Source organism: Cupriavidus sp. FW306-01-F10A, assembly GCF_058782785.1.
The window spans coordinates 1-19,775 of record NZ_JBYSYA010000008.1 but is presented as its reverse complement, the minus strand read 5'-3'; the positions used below and the strand labels follow the sequence as shown (position 1 = coordinate 19,775).

Here is a 19,775-nt window from a genome sequence, read left to right as displayed (position 1 = left end):
GGCTAGTGGTGCTTGTCCTCGCCGATCATCGCCAGCGAGTTGAAGGTGCGCGCGTTGTACTTGTGCAGCTTGAGCACCAGCGCCATGGTCACGCAGATAAACAGGCCCAGTGCGACGATGACCACGCCGATCGGCACGTTCAGCTTGATCAGCAGCGCATACAGGCACAGCATCAGCAGCACCGAGACGTTCTCATTGAAGTTCTGCACCGCGATGGAGTGGCCGGCCGACAGCAGCACGTGCCCGCGGTGCTGCAGCAGCGCGTTCATCGGCACCACGAAGTAGCCCGACATGGCGCCCACCACCATCAGGAATACATAGGCGATGGCCATGTACAGCGGCATATGCATGCCCAGCACGTCCAGCGTGACATTGGGCATCGCATCCTTGGTGTAGAACGCCATGATCATCACGGTGGCGCCCATGGCCACGCCAAAGGGCAGCACCGACAGCGACTTGCGCAGCGGGATGCGCGCCGCGGCCAGGATCGCGCCCACGGCCACGCCCACGGCCACCACGGCCTGCAGCAGCGCGCCCTGGGACAGGTTCAGGCCCAGCGATTTCTCGGCCCACTTCAGCACGATGAACTGCAGCGTGGCGCCCACGCCCCAGAACAGCGTGGTCACCGCCAGCGAGATCTGGCCCAGCTTGTCGCGCCACAGCGCCACGAAGCAGTCGCCGAACTCGGCGATCAGCCTGATCGGGTTCTTTTCCTGCGCCGGATAGCGGGCGCCGGTATCGGGGATAAACAGGTTGAAGATCGAGGCGACCACGTAGAACAGCATGATCACCACCATCGCGGCCTCGGCCGGGGTGTCGATCCCGGTGTTCAGGAACGGCACATCCAGTTGCAGCAGCATGCCTGACACGTGCACGGAAATCAGCGCGCCGCCGACCACGGTGCCCAGGATGATCGAGCCCACCGTCAGGCCTTCGATCCAGCCGTTGGCCAGCACCAGTTTCTCCGGCGGCAGCAGCTCGGTCAGGATGCCGTACTTGGCCGGCGAGTACGCCGCCGCGCCGAATCCCACCACGCCATACGCCAGCAGCGGGTGCAGCCCGAACATCATGATGGCGCAGCCGACCACCTTGATGGCGTTGGTGATGAGCATCACCCGCCCCTTGGGCATGGAATCGGCAAAGGCGCCGACGAAGGCGGCGAGAACGACGTAGGAAAGAACGAAGAACAGCTTGAGCAGCGGAGTCATCCACTGCGGGGAATGCAATTCGGTGAGAAGGGCGATGGCGGCGATCAGTAAGGCATTGTCGGCCAGCGAAGAAAAAAACTGCGCGGCCATGATGGTGTAAAAACCCTTCTTCATGCTGTCGACTTTTTCTCCATCGCGAGCTCCGCTCAGGTTGGCCAGGCTGGCGCCCACCGGGGAGGCCATGGTTTGCAGGGAACCTTGTGCCGCGGCCGTGTCGAATTGTGTCTGTGGTGCTGCGCTGCGGCGCCTTGAGGCTTGCCTGACAGTCATTGACATAATGCTTCGCTTTTAGAACATGGCCGGAGCGTCCGGCTTTATATCACGAAAACATGACATTCCCGAACCCCGGCAAGGGCTCTTTTTGACAGCGGATTGCCGCGCCGATTCCCCAATGACCCCCGGCAACGGCATCTGAATGTGTTCAAATAACGACTGCGATCGCGACCAGCCGACCAGGTCTTCCCTGATCTGGTGCGTGGTCGAACCGATATGGTGACTGGGATACACGGGCCTGCCAATTCCGCACATTCCCGCATGCCAGTCGCCGCAACATGCTGCTGCACACCGACAGGTGACGTTTGCGCCATCGATACTGAGACAGAGCCGTCCTTCCAGCGCCCGCGCGGCCGCCCATGCCGTCAGCGCCGCCTGCTTGCTCGTCCGCTTCCTGAGATGTGACTTCCATGCCAAGACCCATCCACGCTGTCATCCACCAACCCGCCCTGGCCAACAATCTCGACATCATCCGCCGCAAGGCGCCGGAGTCGCGCATCTGGGCGGTGGTCAAGGCCAATGCCTACGGCCACGGCATCCGCCGCGTCTTTGCCGCCCTGCGGGGCGCCGACGGTTTCGGCCTGCTCGACCTGAACGAGGCCGTGCTGCTGCGCGACCTTGGCTGGCAGGGCCCGATCCTGCTGCTGGAGGGCTTCTTCCAGCCGCAGGACGTTGCCGTCATCGAACAATACCGCCTGACCACCGCGATCCATTGCGACGAGCAACTGCGCATGCTGGAAAGCGCACGCGCCAAGGGGCCGCTGGCAATCCAGCTCAAGCTCAATACCGGCATGAACCGGCTCGGCTTCCATCCGGCCGCTTACCGTACCGCCTGGGAGCGCGCACGCGCCATGCCCTGCGTGGGCAGTATCGTCCATATGACGCATTTTTCCGATGCGGATAGTGCCCGAGGCATCGCCCACCAGATCGAGGCCTTCGACGCCGCCACGGCCAACCTGCCGGGCGAGGCCAGCCTGTCGAACTCGGCCGCGGTGCTGTGGCACCCGCAGGCGCACCGCGCCTGGGTGCGCCCGGGCATCATCCTGTACGGCGCCTCGCCGACCGGGCGCGATGCCGATATTGCCGGCACCGGCCTGCAGCCCGCCATGTCGCTGCACAGCGAACTGATCTCGGTGCAGGACCTGCAGCCGGGCGATACCGTCGGCTACGGCTCCTTGTTCACCGCCGAGCGGCCGATGCGCATCGGCGTGGTGGCGTGCGGCTATGCCGACGGCTACCCGCGCCATGCGTCGGGCTGGGGCGAGCAGCGCGCGCCGGTGCTGGTCGATGGCGTGCGCACCGAACTGGTCGGGCGCGTGTCGATGGACATGCTGTGCGTGGACCTGACCCCGTGCCCGAAGGCCAGGGTCGGCAGCCCGGTCACGCTGTGGGGTCAGGGCCTGCCGATCGACGAGGTGGCGCAGGCCAGCGGCACGGTGGGCTATGAGCTGATGTGCGCGCTGGCGCCGCGCGTGCCGACCTCGGTGGCGACGATCACGGCCTCGGACAGCGCCGCGCCTGCCGTGGCCTGATCCGGGGCGCTGGTGCGGGCGCAGGCCCGCGCACTTACCATCTGCCGGCCGGGCCACTTGTGGGCCCGGCTCGTTTTTTCCTGCAAGGACATCCGTTGGCCAAGACCAAGACTGTCTATACGTGTACTGAATGCGGCGGCACCACGCCGCGCTGGGCCGGCCAGTGCCCGCATTGCCAGCAGTGGAACACGCTGGTGGAGACGGTGGCCGAGTCCGCCGCGAACAAGCGCTTCCAGCCGCTGGCCGCCTCGGCCACGGTGCGCAAGCTGTCGGAGATCGATGCCGCCGACGTGCCGCGCTTCTCCAGCGGCATCGATGAATTCGACCGCGTGCTGGGCGGCGGCCTGGTGTCGGGCGGGGTGGTGCTGATCGGCGGCGATCCCGGCATCGGCAAGTCCACGCTGCTGCTGCAGGCCCTGGCCAACCTTGCGGGCCAGCGCCGCGTGCTCTACGTCAGCGGCGAAGAATCCGGTGCGCAGATCGCGCTGCGCGCGCAGCGGCTGGGCGTGGAAAGCCCGTCGCTGGGGCTGCTCGCCGAAATCCAGCTGGAGAAGATCCAGGCCACGCTGGAAGTGGAAAAGCCCGAAGTCGCGGTGATCGACTCGATCCAGACGCTGTACTCAGAGGCGTTGACCTCCGCGCCGGGCTCGGTGGCGCAGGTGCGCGAATGCGCGGCGCAGCTGACGCGCATTGCCAAGAGCAGCGGCATCACCATCATCCTGGTCGGCCATGTGACCAAGGAAGGCAGCCTGGCCGGTCCGCGCGTGCTGGAGCATATCGTCGATACGGTGCTGTATTTCGAGGGCGATACCCATTCGTCGCACCGGCTGATCCGCGCCTTCAAGAACCGCTTCGGCGCGGTCAATGAGCTGGGCGTGTTTGCCATGACCGAGCGCGGCCTGCGCGGCATCAGCAATCCGTCGGCGCTGTTCCTGTCGCAGCACGAAGAGACCGTGCCGGGCTCGTGCGTGCTGGTGACGCAGGAGGGCACGCGTCCGCTGCTGGTGGAGATCCAGGCGCTGGTCGATACCGCCCATGTGCCCAACCCGCGCCGGCTGGCGGTGGGCCTTGAGCAGAACCGGCTGGCGCTGCTGCTGGCCGTGCTGCACCGGCACGCGGGCATTGCCTGCTTTGACCAGGATGTGTTCCTGAACGCGGTGGGCGGGGTCAAGATCACCGAGCCTGCCGCCGACCTCGCGGTGCTGCTGTCGATCCATTCCTCGATGCGCAACAAGCCGCTGCCGCGCGGCCTGGTGGTGTTCGGCGAAGTCGGCCTGGCCGGCGAGATCCGGCCCAGCCCGCGCGGGCAGGAGCGGCTGAAGGAAGCCGCCAAGCTGGGCTTTACGATCGCCGTGATTCCCAAGGCGAACGCGCCCAAACAGAGGATCGACGGGCTCGAAGTGATCGCGGTGGAACGCATCGAGCAGGCCATCGACCGCGTGCGCCATCTGGACTGAGCCATGGACGACGGCATCGCCTTCGAGACCGAACGCCTGCGGCTGCGCCAGTGGCGCGAGGCGGACTATGCGCCGTTTGCCGCGCTCAATGCCGATGCGCAGGTGATGCGCTATTTCCCTGCGCCGCTGGCGCGTGCTGAAAGCGATGCGATGGCCGACCGCTGCCGCAGCCTGATCGCAGCGAAGGGATGGGGCGTCTGGGTGGCGGAGCGCAAGGCGGACGGTGTTTTCCTGGGGTTTGTCGGACTGCACGAACCCACCGCGGCGCTGCCGTTCGCGCCTTGCGTGGAGATCGCCTGGCGCCTGGCGCGGCACGCCTGGGGCAGCGGCTACGCGACCGAGGCGGCACGCGGCGCGCTTGCCTGGGGCTTTGAGCGGCTGGGGCTGGATGAGATCGTGTCCTTCACGACACTCGCCAACGCCCGCTCGCGGGCGGTCATGGAAAGGCTCGGCATGCGTGAGGATGCCGTGGGTTTCGAGCATCCCGCGTTGCCGCAAGGGCACCCCTTGCGGCCCCACTGCCTGTACCGTTTGCCGCGCACGGCGTGGCAGGCAGCCGGCGCATAGCACACCTGCGTCAATCCGCCACAGGGCAGGGGGCTTGCGCTGCGTGTGACGCCAACTGCAGGCGCTGCAAAATAGGTAATAATGCGCAGCAATGCCGCGCCATCAACCGACGGCAGCGCTTACCGGATTACCTGATCACCCACTATGCAAGCCAACTCTCGCGCCTATTTCCTGCTGATCGCCCTCGTTTCCTTCGGCCTGGTCGGCGTTGCGCTCTACCTGCAGTTTGAAAAGGGCTACCAGCCTTGCCCGCTCTGCGTGATGCAGCGCTTTGCCTTTATCGGCATCGGCATCTTCTCGCTGCTGGCCGCGGTGGCGCAGAACACGCGCTCGCTGTGGCAGGGCCTGGGCATGCTGTCCGGCATCGCCGGGATTGCGGTGGCGGTCTACCACGTGTCGCTGCTGCTCAATCCCAAGGCCAGCTGCGGCATCGATCCGCTGGAGAACTGGGTCAACGCGCTGCCGACTGCCAAGGCGCTGCCGCAGGTGTTCTACGCGGATGGCCTGTGCACCGCGCCGCTGCCGCCGGTGCTGGGGCTGTCGGTGCCGGCATGGTCGCTGATCTGGCTGTTTATCCTGACGCTGACGCTGGCGGTGGGGTTGATCCGGCGCGAGAAGAATTTCCGCTGAGTGGTGAACTGATAAGGAAACCGGCGCACCAGGCGCCGGTGTTTGTTTGATGCAACGGATTTTCGAGCAGCGCTGGTTTGCTTTGACGTAGTCGGGTAGTACCTGTTGCGCAGGGCCAGCCACAGTAGCTTGATCGCCGCCGCCACGGCCCGGCACTCCTTCCTGCTGGCGTATTCCAGGCTGTTGCGGATCAGATGCACGATGCAGGACTGCAGCCTCGTTTGGGGGAACACGGCGTTCAGGGCCTGTTCCATGCCCTTGAGGCCGTCTGCCACCGCAGTCAGGATATCCCGGGTGCAGTGGTCCGGCTTGCCACTACTCCGTCTCGCTCTTAGCAAGTTGAGAGCGCCTTCTGAAACTATTCGATATTATTTCCCGGGGCCTGAAGTATGCTTTGTCCATGCAGGCCGCTGCCACCACTTCCCTCGACCAGCTCCGAAGGGAGGGCCTGTGACTGGGCGACGGAAATCCTGGTTTCATTCTTGAAGCATCTACTGATGTGCCGTGCCAACTGTGGAGCCGCATATTTTGCGCCATAGATGAAACGCAGAGCAGGCCCAAAGCTCAGCGCGGCGGCCGGCCCAACCACATATAGGTCGCGTACATTGGTTTCGAAATTGCGCGTCAGACTTGGCGAGCCGTCAATGAGTGAAAGCGAATTCAAGAGTTCCTGGGAAATGAAGGAATGTCTGGCCATGTCAACCTTGAACCCCGTCGCGACAACAACATGATCAGCGCTAATGCAGGACGTTTCGTTCCTGGTCGCGACCTGCAGAACTACCTGACCATTCTTGACTTCGGCCTGCCTGATTTCAGTCTGAGTCAAGATATCAATCTTGCCATCCACGCGATTGCGCAGCCACCAGGCACCCGACGGTCCCCACCCAGTCTCTAGAGTTCTCATGCGGCGCTCAAGATTCATCATGTGGAAGACAATAGGGTACTCGGACACCAAGAAGGAAGACAAAAGAGCGCTCGGAGTATTCGACTGCCAACCGCGTCCTATCCCGACGTGCGATCTCAGTAGCCTTGAGATACCCCCGCGGGAGGTACGCGGTTCATTACTCCAATTCACAGTCGCACCGCGCACGAGTAAGCGAACCCGCGCTCCGATCTCGCTCAACAGTGCTGCGAGCCCGATTGCCGACTGACCTCCGCCCACAACGACGATGTTCTTGTTCTTAGCCCATTCCAGACTCCCGAATTCGCTGGAGTGAACCACGTAAGGTGTCGGCATGCCCTGTAGTGCCGGAGGCATTTGCGAAAATCCCTTCAGACCCAAAGCCATTACCACGCGCCGCGCCGCCAGGGAACTGCCGTCGCCCAGGGCCAGCCGGAAGAATGCATCCTTGCGGTGCATATCGACAACTTCCACTGCGCGAACATGACTGACCAACTGCGACTGAAACCAAAGCCCGTATTCCACGAAGAGCTCGAGCGGCAGGTGCATACCAATCGGTTTATATTCAATACGATTGCGACGGCAATATTCTTCAATCGTATAGCCTTCCCGCGGCGCATAGAGATTCGAGGCAAATCCTTCCGAGCGCAACAGCATGCCTGGAGGCATGAAATTCCTCCAGGCATGCATTGGTTTCCCAAGAATTTGATGAGGCACGCCAGCTGAGGTCAGGTAGGCCGAAACCGATAAGCCATAGGGACCAGCTCCGATGATAACCGTATCCGTCGACGAGATCATTATTGCTCTTCCCCTTAAACTTGCCTGGCTTGCGGAGCCGCGCAGTACGGACCACCGCATGATGCTGCGGTGCAGAAAATCATTCTTGAATCATTTTTCCGGTGCTGTCATGTCTTCGATAAAATCATGCCACTGAAAGTGCGAACCAAATAACCACAGGCATGGCGCGACCATAGTGCGGCGCCTTGAGAGATCAACCGCACTATTGACTTCACGATTGACCATCGGGCGCGCCAATCCAAGCAATTGAACAGTTGCGATCGCCCTATTCAGCGTGTCCAATAGATCAGCGTGGCGTGCTGCACAGCGATTTCCGATTGCTTCTATCGTGCCGTCCAGCCAGATTAAGGCAATCCAGAACCAGGCCGCCGTGTCATCTGTACGGGCGCGCACACTCGCTTTCTTGATTCTCTTTCGGGTGGCCGGACACGGCTTGCGCGCAGGCGCAGGTCGTCAGAGCCATGTATGCCATGGCGGACATAGTCGAATTCCTGGCGATGCAACCGTTCCAGCACCGGTGGCGCGGCGCAACGTGGCCTCGACCACATTTTGGTCCTTCACACGGAGGCTCGGCTTTGGTTAGATAGACGCCGGAGCGGAAATCCATTGTCTGTCAGGGGATGGCCATGAATGCCGCTGCGGGACGAACTGGGCGGATCGATCATGAAGCGTTTGTTCGACATAGTTTTCGCCTCCATGGCATTGCTCGTGCTGGCCATTCCGTTGCTGATCCTGGCTGGCGCAGTGCGATGGAAGCTGGGCAGTCCGGTGCTGTTTCGTGCAACACGTGCAGGCCTGGGTGCCAGGCCATTCGAAGTCGTGAAGTTCCGAACCATGACGGAAGAGCGAGGCCCTGATGACGAGCTCTTGCCGGATGATGACAGGCTCACGCCGTTCGGCAATTTTCTGCGCCGCTCCAGTCTCGATGAGCTGCCTCAGTTCTGGTGCGTTCTGGTGGGCGACATGAGTGTCATTGGTCCACGACCTTTGCCGATGAAGTACCTGCCGTTCTACTCACCGGACCAGGCACGTCGTCATCTGGTCCGTCCCGGCATTTCCGGCTGGGCGCAGGTGAACGGGCGGAACTCTCTGAGCTGGGAAGATAAGTTTCACTTCGACACCTGGTATGTGGACCACTGCTCTTTCTGGCTGGATCTGAAGATCCTCTGGCTCACGGTGGGCACTGTCATGGACCGCCAGGGCATCAACGCCGCGGGGGATCTGACCGTGCCTTCATTTACAGGCAGCCCAGGCACCCAGTACGTCGCCAGCGAGTCCGAGGCCGCGCAGAAAGAAGAAGTTCCGATTCGCACGGCATGACGAGTGTTCATGCTGAATACCGCATGTTCTCCTTGTGACCATGCTTCTCTCGCGAAGAGATCGATGCCGTATCGTGGCAGTTCAGCTCGAACAAGACAAACTACCGGACCAGGAGGGGACGGCCGTTGGTGAGAGGCTGTGCCGGTGGGTGCTCAAAGGCGTGTTGCCACTACGTGAATTGGCGCACGTATCGTGCTTCTTTCCTGCCGGTGATTCTGATTAGATGGTACGTGGTACGGTTGGGCGCAGGACAATGGCCGCAGTTCTGGCGGGACGGCTTCGCGCGATCGGTGAACCCAGGTTCAAGGACTGCAAGGAAGAAAGTGCCGGCGCTCCAGCCGCAGGGCCGAAATCCGGTCCGACGAAAGCATCGAAAGACCTGTGAGGCTATGGCAGGGTCATTTTGATTGGAATGACATTGGGGTGAAGATGAACGTTCTTTTGACCTGCATAGGTAGACGGCGCTATCTGGTGGAGTATTTCAAGTCGGAGCTAAGCGGGACCGGCATGGTGCTTGGGGTGGACATGCAACGCGGCGCGCCGGCCGCGAGCGCATGCGACATGTTCTTGGTAGGCCCCGACGTCTTAGCGGATAACTACATCGACTTCCTGATCGATGTATGCAGGGTGCATCGGGTCTCGGCCCTCCTGTCGCTGAATGACTTGGAGCTCCCGCTCATTGCAGAGCACGCTCAACGGTTTCGGGAAATCGGAACGATACCGGTCATCTCGTCGGCAGGGGTCATTAACCTTTGCGCGGACAAGTTCCTGACTGCGCAGTTCGCCGAATCAATCGGGCTGTGCACGCCGCGCAGCTATGCGACCCTCGAAAGCGCAGAGCATGCCATTGCGACGGGCTCGGTAGCCTTCCCTCTGATTGTCAAGCCCCGCTGGGGCAGCGCAAGTTTTGGCATCTTCGTGGTCGAGGACCTGAACGAGCTTCGCTTCGCCCGTGCGTACTGCCAGCGGATCCTGCTGAAATCGATTTTCGCAAAGATGGGACAGCCAGGGATGGAGGTGCTGATCCAGGAAGTGATCTCGGGCCAGGAGTACGGGCTCGATATCTTCAACGATCTTGAGGCGAGGCCGATCGGGTTTGCGGTCCGCAAGAAGCTGTCGATGCGGGCGGGGGAGACGGACCGGGCGATCACTGTCGAAAGCGCGCCATTCAACGACCTGGCCACGCGAATCAGTCGCGAATTGCGGCACATCGGCAATGTCGACTGCGATGTGATCGAGCGCGACGGGCGTCAGTACCTGCTGGAGATGAATCCAAGATTCGGAGGAGGCTATCCCTTTACCCATATAGCGGGAGCCAACCTGGTGCGGATACTGCTGAATTGCGTGCGCGGCGGGCAGCAAGGGCAGGAAGTCCGCTATCAGGCCGGTATCGAACTGGCCAAGTGCGACTACCCGGTCGGCGTGGGAGCATGGGTTGAGGAGGGATAAAGGCAGGCGATAACGAGCAATGCAACAGGACGGAGCAGCCACACTCGTCCGAGATGGATCTTGAACCAGACTGTCGGCAAATCGCGGCGATTTCCGTGAGCGGTTGCGCGCTCATTTCCATGGCGCGCCGGGTCAATTCGGCAGCGCTGCTCGGTGTGAGCACAGCGAGGCAGATGCCCGGGAGCCGCCAGGCGACAGGTGCCGGCCAAATGCGTCCCCTCGTGAAGAGCGTCATCGGTCAGATGCTTGCCGACGCGCCATACACTGGACCTTTTTGACATTCCGATGTGCGAAACCAGACATTGTGCGGTTTGCACACCCGATAGATTGAGGGCTCGCGACCCGCCCGCCCCGGGCCGTCCACATTTCGCCACTCTTTGCAGGAGGCATATTGTGAACACTTCAAGCATACCGACCAAGCCTTTGCGCACTGTGTTGATGCAACGGCTGAAACAACGGCTCAAGCCGTACACGCCAGCCTGGTTGCTGAAATACCACCACGACCGGACCATCCGCAAAGACCGCGCCCTGTATCAGGGAAAGGCGCTTCGCGAGGTGTTTTCCCATGTCTACGAAACCGGGGGGTGGGGCGTGGCGAAGGACCACTCCGGGTTCTACAGCGGGAGCAGTTCTCATGATCCGGCGATCGTCGACACCTATGTCGAAGCCGTAACGGCCTACCTCGGCTCGTTGCCATACCGGCCAGACGTGGTTGACCTCGGTTGCGGCGATTTCAATGTCGGCAGCCGTATCCGGCCGGCTTGCGCACGCTACATTGCTTGCGACGTGGTCGAGGCAGTCATCCAGTCGAACCGCACCAGGTTCTCCAGTCTTGATGTGGACTTCCGGTGCCTCGACATCACAAGCGAGCCCTGGCCGAGAGGTGACGTCGTTTTCCTGCGCCAGGTGCTCGATCATCTGGACAACGCACGCATTGCCGGCGTGCTTGCCAGCCTGACGCCATACAAGAGCCTGATTCTGACTGAGTACTTGCCTCTGGCACCCGATTTCCCGCCAAATCTCGACAAGCCGATCGGTCCTGGTCTCCGGATTTGGGGGGCTATACCAAGCGGGATCGTGGTGACGGAGCCGCCGTTCGAGCTGAAAGCCTTGTCGACGCGGATACTCTGCGAGGTGCAGGACAACGTAGGCGTCATTCGTACCATCGCGTACGAACTGCCTCGGCAAACCTAACTGAACCTCTGCCAAGATGTAACGTGCCGTCCTTGACGGTGGCAAGGGATTTTGACGTAGGAGACCAGGGCCGGTTCGAGGGCCGGCAGCTCGGCAGCGACGGCCCAGGCGGCAGTTCGGGTCCGGTTAATTGGATGATCGGCGATGCGGCCCAGCACTTGGCGCGGGTAGTCTCGGTGCTGAGGCCGCTGAGCTGGCTGTGCCGATGAGCGTGTACCCACTGCGCCCGAAAAGAGGCGGTCACTGTTACGATACCTGGAGGTGGGATCGGCTCGGTAAAGTTTCAGGTCCTGCCAGTTGCGAATCCGCGGCATCAGCTTGATGCCAAGCAGGTAGGTAAAGGCGAAAACGGCGGCCGACTGCGCCTGGGTGTCGGCATGCACGGTGCCGGCCTCCACGCTCAAGCCTGTCTTGAGCGGGCCCTCGATGAGGTAGGCCTCCCACACGCCGACGCCGGGCGATGTAGTTGTCGGCAACATGGCGGTAGGCCACCGCTCCCATCTTGCGGTGGCGCAAGTGGTAACCCGCCGGCAGAGAATAATGTTGGCCAGAACGTCCATGGCCGTTCCCGTGACAAGCAGCGCCAAACTCCTGCCCCCCCAGACCGCGAGGCATCGCGCATCAGTGCTATCGTCCCCTCACGCAATCTGCTCGATCTGCTCCTGCAACTCCAGCCACTTCTCCTCCAGCGTCTCCAGCTCGCCATTGACCTCACCCTGGCGCTTGAGCATCTCCATCAACTTCGTCTTGTTGGCTTCGGCATAGCTGCTTTCATCGGCCATGAACTGGTCGATCTCCTCCTTGGCGGCCTGCAGTACCGCCATGCGCTTTTCCACCTTTTCCAGTTCCTTCGTCAACGGCTTGCGCAGTGCTGACAACCGCTGGCGCTCGTCGGCCTCGGCGCGGCGCTGGTCCTTGCGGTTGACCGCCGACGCGGCATCGCCGGCGTTCTCTGCCAGGTGCGCGGCAGTGGCGGCATTGCGCTTGGCCGCGGCCTGTTGCAGCAGCCAGTCGCGGTAGTCGTCCAGGTCGCCGTCGAACGGCTTGATGGTGCCGTCGGCCACCAGCATGAACTGGTCGGCGGTCGCGCGCAGCAGATGCCGGTCGTGCGACACCAGGATCAGCGTGCCTTCGAACTGTGCCAGCGCCATGGTCAGCGCCTCGCGGGTGTCGAGGTCCAGGTGGTTGGTCGGTTCGTCGAGCAGCAGCAGGTTGGGCTTCTGCCAGACGATCAGCGCCAGCGCCAGCCGCGCTTTCTCGCCGCCTGAGAACGGTTCGATCGGCGAAGTGGCCATGTCGCCGCGGAAGTTGAAGCTGCCGAGGAAGTCGCGCAGTTCCTGCTCGCGGGTATCGGGTGCCAGCCGCGCCAGGTGCTGCAGCGGCGAGTCGTGGTCGCGCAGCGTCTCCAGCTGGTGCTGGGCGAAGTAGCCGATCTGCAGGCCCTTGCCCAGGCGCAGGTTGCCCTTGAGCGGATCCTGCGTGCCCGCCAGCGTCTTGACCAGCGTCGACTTGCCCTGGCCGTTGGCGCCGAGCAGGCCGATGCGCTGGCCGTTCTGGATCGACAGCGCCAGGTTGTGCAGGATGGTGACGGGCGGCTCGGCCTCGGCATAGCCGCAGTCGACACCGTCGAGCACCATCATCGGGTTGGGCGCGGCGTCGGGTTCGCGGAACTCGAAGGCGAAGCCGGCGGCCACGTGCACCGGCGCCAGCCGCTCCATCTTTTCCAGCGCCTTGACGCGGCTCTGCGCCTGGCGCGCCTTAGTCGCCTTGGCCTTGAAGCGCGTGATGAACGATTCCAGGTGCGCGATTTCCTTCTGCTGGCGCACGTAGGCGGATTGCTGCTGTGCCATCTGCTGCAGGCGCAGGGTCTCGAACAGCGTGTAGTTGCCGCCGTAGCGGCGCAGTTGCTGGTTCTCGATATGCACGGTGACGTTGCAGATCGCATCGAGGAATTCGCGGTCGTGCGAAATCATCACCAGCGTGCCGGGATAGCGCGCCAGCCAGTCTTCCAGCCAGACGATGGCGTCCAGGTCCAGGTGGTTGGTCGGTTCGTCAAGCAGCAGCAGGTCGGACGGGCACATCAGCGCTTGCGCCAGGTTCAGGCGCATGCGCCAGCCGCCGGAGAACGAGGCCACCGGCTGCGACACCTGCGCCAGCGTGAAACCCAGGCCCAGTAGCAGGGCCTCGGCGCGCGCCGGGGCGGTGTAGCCGTCGGCGTCGGCAAAGGCGGCGTGGGCTTCGCCCTCGGCACTCCCGTCGCCGCTGGCCTGTGCGGCGGCGATGGCGGCTTCGATCTCGCGCAGGCGGGTGTCGCCATCGATCACGTAATCCACGGCGGTGCGGCTGACCGCAGGCGTTTCCTGCGCCACGTGCGCGACGCGCCACTGCGCCGGCACGATGACGTCGCCCCCGTCCGGATGCAGCTCGCCGCGCAGCAGCGCGAACAGCGTCGACTTGCCGCTGCCGTTGGCGCCGACGAGGCCCACGCGCTCGCCCGGGTTGAGCGTCACGCTGGTGTGGTCGAACAGCACCTTGGTGCCGCGCTGGAGGACTAGCTGGTCGATTCGGATCACGGGAGGGGGAAATGCCTGAGTGAAAAACAGAAAAAGCGCGCAGAAAGCGGGCAACCGCCGGGCCTGGTGCGCTGGCCGGCATTGTAGCGTTTCCGGTGCGCCGCACGCCTTGACGGTGCAAAACAGCTCGGCAACGTGCACCGCCAATGTGCCTTCGTGCCGCGGCGATTCAGGGATTACCCTTGGTCTCGCAAAACTCTATTTTCTTGTTCGTGCGTTGCGTGTAAATTCATTTTCACGAACACGGCGTGCACCAGACGACGTCCAGACCAACCGCTTCCACCATGCAAAAAGGCCACTCGATCTCAGACCGCATTGCGCGCAGCCTGCCGACGCTGACGCCGGCGCACCGCCGCATGGCGGAATACGTGTTGGCCAATCTGTTCCGCGCGGCGACCATGCGCATCGACGAATTTGCCGCGGCGGTGGAGGTGTCGGTGGCCACGGCCAACCGTTTTGCGCGGGCGCTGGGGTTCGACGGCTATCCGCAGTTCCGGGCCGAGCTGGTGCGCGGCTTCGAGGCCACGCTGGCTCCGGTGGAGCGGTTGCGCAGCGAGCTGGAGCGGCCCGCGACCGCGGCCGAAGTCTTTGCCGCCTCGCTCGAAGATGCCGCGGCCAACGCCGAAGCCACGCGGCGCGGCATCGACCCGGAGGCCTGCGAGCGCGCGGTCTCGGCGATCCTGGCGGCGCAGCGTGTCTACGTGGCCGGCTTCGGTGCCAGCGGTTTCCTGGCTGGCCTGCTGCAGCACGGGCTGGAAATGCACTGCCGCATGGTGACCTCGGTGGCGGGCGCCGGCGGCGCCTCGCATGCGGCGCGGCAGCTGTTCAAGCAGCAGCCGAGCGACCTGCTGATCGTGATTGCCTTCCCGCGCTACGTCACGGACACCATCGAACTGGCCGAGCGGGCCAAGTCGCGCGGCGGCCAGGTGCTGGCGCTGACCGACGGGCCGACCTCGCCGCTGGCGCCGCTCGCTGATATCGCGCTTTACGCGCAGGCCGGCAACCGGCTCTCGGCCAACTCCGATGCCACCGTGCTGGCGCTGATCGAGGCGCTGTGCGGCGCGGTGGCGCACCGGGCCGAGCGCCCGGTCAAGGCCGCCGCCGAAATGACCGAATTCCTGCTGCCGTGGCTGTACGGCGCGCCGGCCGCGGAGTCCGCCGGCCGTGCCGCGCCCGGCACCGCGCAGCCCACCGAACCCACGGCCGGCGCCAAGCGCGGCCGATCCTCCAACACCCGCAAGTCCTGAGCATTCACATGCAACCAGCAGTCATTGCCATCCACGGCGGCGCCGGCACCATCACCCGCGCGGCGATGGACGCCGCCCGCGAACGCGAATACATCGAAGCGCTGCAACACGTGCTGCAAGCCGGCCAGCGCATCCTGGCCGAGGGCGGCAGCGCGCTCGATGCGGTCACCGAGGCCGTGCGCCTGCTGGAAGAATGCCCGCTGTTCAACGCCGGCAAGGGTGCCGTGCTGACCCATGCCGGCACCTATGAGCTCGATGCCGCGGTGATGGACGGCGCCACGCTGGAAGCCGGCGCCGTGGCCTGCGTCACGCGCCTGCGCAACCCGGTGCTGGCCGCGCGCGCGGTGCTGGACCACAGCGAACACGTGCTCTTTGCCGGCGCCGGCGCCGAGGCCTTTGCGCAGGCGCAGGGGCTGGAACTGGTGGGCCCGGACTACTACTTCACGCAGGCCCGCCATGACCAGTGGCAGCGTGCGCTTGGCAACGCCGGCATGGCGCTGCTGGACCACGATGCCGCTGCGCTGGTGGCGCAAGGCAAGCCGCTGGCGAGCGACCCGATCGATCCGGACAGCAAGTTCGGCACTGTCGGCGCGGTGGCCTGCGACGGCCGCGGCAACCTGGCTGCGGCCACCTCCACCGGCGGCGTGACCAACAAGCAGGTGGGGCGCGTGGGCGATACCCCGGTGATCGGCGCGGGCTGCTATGCGGACGACGTGGCGGCCGTGTCTGCCACCGGCACCGGCGAGATGTTTATCCGCACCGTGGCCGCGCACGACGTGGCCGCGCAGATGCGCTATGCGGGCCTGTCGCTCGAGGAATCGGCGCGGCGCGTGGTGATGGAGAAGCTGCCGGCCATCAACGGCCGCGGCGGCCTGATCGCGGTGGACCGCGCCGGCAACGTCACGCTGCCTTTCAACACCGAAGGCATGTACCGCGGTTTCGCCCGGGTGGGCGAGGCCGTGAACGTGTCGATCTACGGCTGAGCGCCATCCCCCTGCATCACCCGGCAATACAAGGAGTTCCAGTGGCCACTTCCCCTATGCAAGCCTCCCAGTCCGGCATCGTGCTGCCACCGCAGCGCGTGGTCTCGGTGAACGGGCTGACCGTGCGCTTTGCCACGTCCGAGCGCACCGTCGAGGCCGTGCGCAACCTGTCCTTCCATGTCGACCGCGGCGAGACGCTGGCGGTGGTGGGTGAGTCGGGGTCGGGCAAGTCGGTGACGTCGCTGGCGCTGATGCGCCTGGTCGAGCATGGCGGCGGCAAGATCGCCTCCGGCAGCATGGCGCTGCGCCGGCGCGGCGGCGAGGTGATCGAGCTGGCGCGCGCGGATAACGCCACCCTGCGCAGCGTGCGCGGCGCCGACGTGGCGATGATCTTCCAGGAGCCGATGACCTCGCTCAACCCGGTGTTCCCGGTGGGCGAGCAGATCGCTGAATCGATCCGCCTGCACCAGGGCAAGAGCCGCGCCGCGGCGCGCGCCGAAGCGCTGCGCATGCTGGAGCTGGTGCGCATCCCCGAGGCGCGCCGCGTGCTGGAGCGCTATCCGCACCAGCTCTCCGGCGGCATGCGCCAGCGCGTGATGATCGCGATGGCGCTGTCGTGCAAGCCGGCGCTGCTGATCGCCGACGAGCCCACCACGGCGCTGGACGTGACCATCCAGGCCGAGATCCTCCAGCTGATCCGCGGCCTGCAGGCCGAGATGCACATGGGCGTGGTCTTCATCACCCACGACATGGGCGTGGTGGCCGAGGTCGCCGACCGCGTGCTGGTGATGTACCGCGGCGAGAAGGTGGAAGAGGGCACCTCGGACGATGTGTTCCGTGCCCCCGCCCATCCGTACACACGCGCGCTGCTGTCGGCGGTGCCGCGCCTTGGCGCCATGAGCGGCACCGACCTGCCGGCCAAGTTCCCGTTGCTGCAGCTGGGCAGCGCCAACCCTGAACCGGTCGCAGCGCAGGACACCGTTACCCCGGGCGTGGCGCCGATCCTGCGCGTGCAGGACCTGGTGACGCGCTTCGACGTCCCCGGCGGCCTGTTCGGCCGCGTCACGCGGCGCGTGCATGCGGTCGAGAAGGTCAGCTTCGACCTCTATCCCGGCGAGACGCTGGCGCTGGTGGGCGAGTCCGGCTGCGGCAAGTCCACCACGGGCCGCTCGCTGCTGCGCCTGGTGGAAAGCCAGAGCGGCACCATCGAGTTTGCCGGGCAGAACATCAGCAAGATGGAAGGGCCGGCGCTGCAGACCCTGCGCCGCAATATCCAGTTCATCTTTCAGGACCCGTTCGCCTCGCTCGATCCGCGCGTGCCGGTGGGTTACTCGATCATGGAGCCGCTGCTGGTGCACAAGGTCGCCAGCGGCAAGGAGGCAGAGCAGCGCGTGGCCTGGCTGCTCGACAAGGTCGGGCTGGATGCATCGCACGCGGCGCGCTATCCGCACGAGTTCTCCGGCGGCCAGCGCCAGCGCATCTGCATTGCGCGCGCGCTGGCGCTGAACCCCAAGGTGGTGGTGGCCGATGAGTCGGTGTCGGCGCTGGACGTGTCGATCCAGGCGCAGATCGTCAACCTGGTGCTGGACCTGCAGCGCGAGCTTGGCATCGCCTTCCTGTTTATCTCGCACGACATGGCGGTGGTGGAGCGCGTGAGCCATCGCGTGGCGGTGATGTACCTGGGCCAGATCGTCGAGATCGGGCCGCGCCGCGCGATCTTCGAGAATCCGCAGCATCCGTACACCAAGAAGCTGATGTCGGCGGTGCCGATCGCCGACCCGGCGCGGCGCCACCTGCGGCGCGAGCCGCTCAACGACGAGATCCCCAGCCCGATCCGCGCGGTTGGCGACGAGCCGGTGGTGCAACCGCTGGTGCAGGTCGCCGGCAGCGGATCGCTCGGCCACTATGTCGCCCGGCATGCCGTCGGCGGCGCCTATTGAAGTCCTGGAAGTCACCAAGTTACCAAGGAGAATCGACGATGTCTGCACGTATGGTTTCGCCCCGATGGGTGGCCGGCGCCTTTGCCGCCGGCACGCTGGGCATGCTGGTTTCGGCCCCGGCTTTCGCCGCCAAGGATGCCGTGATGGCGGTGAGTTCGACCTTCACCTCGCTGGATCCGTACGATTCGAACGACACGCTGTCGCAGGCGGTTGGGAAGAGCTTCTACCAGGGCCTGTTCGGCCTGGACAAGGACATGAAGCTGGTCAATGTGCTGGCAGACAGCTACGACGTCAGCAAGGACGGCCTCACGTATACGATCAAGCTGAAGAAGGGCATCAAGTTCCACGACGGCACCACCTTCGATGCCGGCGCCGTCAAGGCCAACCTGGACCGCGTCACCAACCCGGCCAACAAGCTCAAGCGCTACACGCTGTTCAACCGTGTCGCCAGGACTGACGTGGTCGATGCCAATACGGTCAAGGTCACGCTGAAAGAGCCGTTCTCGCCGTTCATCAACGTGCTGGCGCACCCGTCGGCGGTGATGATCTCGCCGGCCGCGCTGCAGAAGTACGGCAAGGAAATCGCCTTCCACCCGGTTGGCACGGGCCCCTTCGAATTTGTCGAATGGAAGCAGCCCGACCACCTGAAGGGCAAGAAATTCGCAGGCTTCTGGAAGACCGGCTACCCGAAGATCGACACCATTACCTGGAAGCCGGTGGTCGACAACAACACCCGCGCCGCGATCATGCAGACCGGCGAGGCTGACTTTGCCTTCAGCATCCCGTTCGAGCAGGCCGCGGTGCTGAAGAACAGCGCCAAGGTGGATCTGATCGCCTCGCCGTCGATCATCCAGCGCTACCTGTCGCTGAACACCATGGTCAAGCCGTTCAACGACCCCAAGGTGCGCCAGGCCATCAACTATGCCATCAACAAGGACGCGCTGGCCAAGGTCGCCTTCGCTGGCTACGCGGTGCCGGCAGAAGGCGTGGTGCCGCCGGGCGTGGACTATGCCGAGAAGCTGGGCCCGTGGCCGTATGACCCGGCCAAGGCGCGCGCGCTGCTGAAGGAAGCCGGCTATCCGAACGGCTTCGAGACCACGCTGTGGTCGGCCTACAACCACACCACCGCGCAGAAGGTGATCCAGTTCGTGCAGCAGCAGCTGCAGCAGGTCGGCATCAAGGCCTCGGTGCAGGCGCTCGAGGCCGGCCAGCGCGTGGAAAAGGTCGAGAGCGTGCCCAAGCCGGAAGATGCCGGCGTGCGCATCTACTACGTGGGCTGGTCGTCGTCGACCGGTGAATCGGACTGGGCGCTGCGTCCGCTGCTGGCTTCGGAGTCGATGCCGCCCAAGCTGCTGAATACCGCGTACTACAAGAACGACCAGGTCGACGCCGATATCGCCGGCGCGCTGCGCACCACCGATCGTGGCGAAAAGGCGCGCCTGTACAAGGACGCCCAGGAACGCATCTGGAAGGATGCGCCGTGGGCCTTCCTGGTGACCGAGAAGGTGCTGTTTGCGCGCAGCAAGCGGTTGACCGGTGCGTATGTGATGCCGGATGGGTCGTTCAATTTTGAAGAGATCGATATCAAGCAGTGATGAGAGACCCCCAGCGGCGCTTCTCCCGCTGGCGGTTTGCTCCCCTCTCCCGCGTGTATAGACCGGGGACATAGGTAACACCTGTTCGGGGACATGGGTAACACAACT

15 protein-coding genes and 2 pseudogenes are annotated in these 19,775 nt (G+C 64.3%); 11 read left to right on the top strand and 6 right to left on the bottom strand.

Annotation, left to right across the window (positions count from 1 at the left end; translation table 11 throughout):
• Positions 1–2 precede the first annotated feature (2 nt).
• Positions 3–1,322 carry a lysophospholipid transporter LplT gene (gene lplT, locus AC3WLF_RS13685; protein WP_492317881.1) on the bottom strand — a complete coding sequence of 440 codons (1,320 nt, stop codon included), beginning with the start codon at positions 1,320–1,322 and terminating at the stop codon, positions 3–5.
• Between the two features lie 569 nt (positions 1,323–1,891).
• On the opposite strand from lplT, the gene alr reads away from it, so the two are divergent.
• The 4 genes from alr (at position 1,892) to AC3WLF_RS13665 (ending at position 5,667) form a co-directional block, all read left to right on the top strand.
• Complete coding sequence (alr, locus tag AC3WLF_RS13680) at positions 1,892–3,013, top strand: alanine racemase (RefSeq protein WP_492317880.1); 1,122 nt, start codon at positions 1,892–1,894, stop codon at positions 3,011–3,013.
• Positions 3,014–3,108: 95 nt separating this feature from the next.
• Positions 3,109–4,470, top strand: coding sequence for a DNA repair protein RadA (gene radA, locus AC3WLF_RS13675; protein WP_492317879.1), 1,362 nt, complete (start codon positions 3,109–3,111; stop codon positions 4,468–4,470).
• 3 nt (positions 4,471–4,473) lie between these two features.
• The gene (locus tag AC3WLF_RS13670) at positions 4,474–5,037 is read left to right on the top strand and encodes a GNAT family N-acetyltransferase (protein ID WP_492317878.1); all 564 of its coding nucleotides are present in this window, start codon (positions 4,474–4,476) and stop codon (positions 5,035–5,037) included.
• A gap of 144 nt (positions 5,038–5,181) precedes the next feature.
• Complete coding sequence (locus AC3WLF_RS13665; protein WP_010810635.1) at positions 5,182–5,667, top strand: disulfide bond formation protein B; 486 nt, start codon at positions 5,182–5,184, stop codon at positions 5,665–5,667.
• Between the two features lie 113 nt (positions 5,668–5,780).
• Here AC3WLF_RS13665 and AC3WLF_RS13660 read toward each other — a convergent pair.
• The 3 genes and pseudogenes from AC3WLF_RS13660 to AC3WLF_RS13650 form a co-directional block, all read right to left on the bottom strand.
• Positions 5,781–5,957, bottom strand: a pseudogene (locus AC3WLF_RS13660) (transposase); the annotation flags it as partial.
• Between the two features lie 68 nt (positions 5,958–6,025).
• Entirely contained in the window at positions 6,026–7,366 is a 1,341-nt protein-coding gene (locus AC3WLF_RS13655) for an NAD(P)-binding domain-containing protein (protein WP_492317877.1), read from the bottom strand.
• A 90-nt stretch (positions 7,367–7,456) separates the two neighbouring features.
• The gene (locus AC3WLF_RS13650) at positions 7,457–7,759 is read right to left on the bottom strand and encodes a hypothetical protein (RefSeq protein ID WP_492317876.1); all 303 of its coding nucleotides are present in this window, start codon (positions 7,757–7,759) and stop codon (positions 7,457–7,459) included.
• Between the two features lie 270 nt (positions 7,760–8,029).
• On the opposite strand from AC3WLF_RS13650, the gene AC3WLF_RS13645 reads away from it, so the two are divergent.
• From AC3WLF_RS13645 to AC3WLF_RS13635, 3 genes are all read left to right on the top strand, one after another.
• Positions 8,030–8,686: a sugar transferase gene (locus AC3WLF_RS13645; RefSeq protein ID WP_492317875.1), complete on the top strand. Its 657-nt coding sequence runs from the start codon at positions 8,030–8,032 to the stop codon at positions 8,684–8,686.
• A gap of 429 nt (positions 8,687–9,115) precedes the next feature.
• Positions 9,116–10,135, top strand: a complete 1,020-nt coding sequence (locus AC3WLF_RS13640; RefSeq protein ID WP_492317947.1) for an ATP-grasp domain-containing protein — start codon at positions 9,116–9,118, stop codon at positions 10,133–10,135.
• 393 nt (positions 10,136–10,528) lie between these two features.
• The gene (locus tag AC3WLF_RS13635) at positions 10,529–11,329 is read left to right on the top strand and encodes a class I SAM-dependent methyltransferase (protein ID WP_492317874.1); all 801 of its coding nucleotides are present in this window, start codon (positions 10,529–10,531) and stop codon (positions 11,327–11,329) included.
• 227 nt (positions 11,330–11,556) lie between these two features.
• Here AC3WLF_RS13635 and AC3WLF_RS13630 read toward each other — a convergent pair.
• Both AC3WLF_RS13630 and AC3WLF_RS13625 read right to left on the bottom strand, forming a co-directional pair.
• A pseudogene (locus tag AC3WLF_RS13630) lies at positions 11,557–11,866 on the bottom strand (Tn3 family transposase); the annotation flags it as partial.
• Positions 11,867–11,967: 101 nt separating this feature from the next.
• Positions 11,968–13,902 (bottom strand): ATP-binding cassette domain-containing protein, encoded by a 1,935-nt coding sequence (locus AC3WLF_RS13625; RefSeq protein WP_492352647.1) that lies wholly within the window; start codon positions 13,900–13,902, stop codon positions 11,968–11,970.
• A 284-nt stretch (positions 13,903–14,186) separates the two neighbouring features.
• Here AC3WLF_RS13625 and AC3WLF_RS13620 point away from each other — a divergent pair, with 284 nt between their 5' ends.
• From AC3WLF_RS13620 to gsiB, 4 genes are read left to right on the top strand one after another with little or no spacing between them, the layout of a single operon-like run.
• A complete protein-coding gene (locus AC3WLF_RS13620) occupies positions 14,187–15,149 on the top strand; it encodes a MurR/RpiR family transcriptional regulator (RefSeq protein WP_492317872.1) in 963 nt (320 codons plus the stop codon).
• An 8-nt stretch (positions 15,150–15,157) separates the two neighbouring features.
• Positions 15,158–16,132 carry an isoaspartyl peptidase/L-asparaginase family protein gene (locus AC3WLF_RS13615; protein WP_492358375.1) on the top strand — a complete coding sequence of 325 codons (975 nt, stop codon included), beginning with the start codon at positions 15,158–15,160 and terminating at the stop codon, positions 16,130–16,132.
• A 56-nt stretch (positions 16,133–16,188) separates the two neighbouring features.
• Positions 16,189–18,072 carry a dipeptide ABC transporter ATP-binding protein gene (locus AC3WLF_RS13610; RefSeq protein ID WP_492358435.1) on the top strand — a complete coding sequence of 628 codons (1,884 nt, stop codon included), beginning with the start codon at positions 16,189–16,191 and terminating at the stop codon, positions 18,070–18,072.
• Positions 18,073–18,110: 38 nt separating this feature from the next.
• Positions 18,111–19,667, top strand: coding sequence for a glutathione ABC transporter substrate-binding protein GsiB (gene gsiB / locus AC3WLF_RS13605; RefSeq protein ID WP_492356487.1), 1,557 nt, complete (start codon positions 18,111–18,113; stop codon positions 19,665–19,667).
• Positions 19,668–19,775 lie beyond the last annotated feature (108 nt).

Bases quoted from the DNA above. Each gene is read 5' to 3' on its own strand.
- gsiB (WP_492356487.1), top strand. From the start codon at position 18,111: ATGTCTGCACGTATGGTTTCGCCCCGATGGGTGGCCGGCGCCTTTGCC.
- AC3WLF_RS13670 (WP_492317878.1), top strand. From the start codon at position 4,474: ATGGACGACGGCATCGCCTTCGAGACCGAACGCCTGCGGCTGCGCCAG.
- AC3WLF_RS13665 (WP_010810635.1), top strand. From the start codon at position 5,182: ATGCAAGCCAACTCTCGCGCCTATTTCCTGCTGATCGCCCTCGTTTCC.
- AC3WLF_RS13620 (WP_492317872.1), top strand. From the start codon at position 14,187: ATGCAAAAAGGCCACTCGATCTCAGACCGCATTGCGCGCAGCCTGCCG.
- lplT (WP_492317881.1), bottom strand. From the start codon at position 1,322: ATGAAGAAGGGTTTTTACACCATCATGGCCGCGCAGTTTTTTTCTTCG.
- AC3WLF_RS13640 (WP_492317947.1), top strand. From the start codon at position 9,116: ATGAACGTTCTTTTGACCTGCATAGGTAGACGGCGCTATCTGGTGGAG.
- alr (WP_492317880.1), top strand. From the start codon at position 1,892: ATGCCAAGACCCATCCACGCTGTCATCCACCAACCCGCCCTGGCCAAC.
- AC3WLF_RS13610 (WP_492358435.1), top strand. From the start codon at position 16,189: ATGCAAGCCTCCCAGTCCGGCATCGTGCTGCCACCGCAGCGCGTGGTC.
- AC3WLF_RS13645 (WP_492317875.1), top strand. From the start codon at position 8,030: ATGAAGCGTTTGTTCGACATAGTTTTCGCCTCCATGGCATTGCTCGTG.
- AC3WLF_RS13615 (WP_492358375.1), top strand. From the start codon at position 15,158: ATGCAACCAGCAGTCATTGCCATCCACGGCGGCGCCGGCACCATCACC.
- AC3WLF_RS13655 (WP_492317877.1), bottom strand. From the start codon at position 7,366: ATGATCTCGTCGACGGATACGGTTATCATCGGAGCTGGTCCCTATGGC.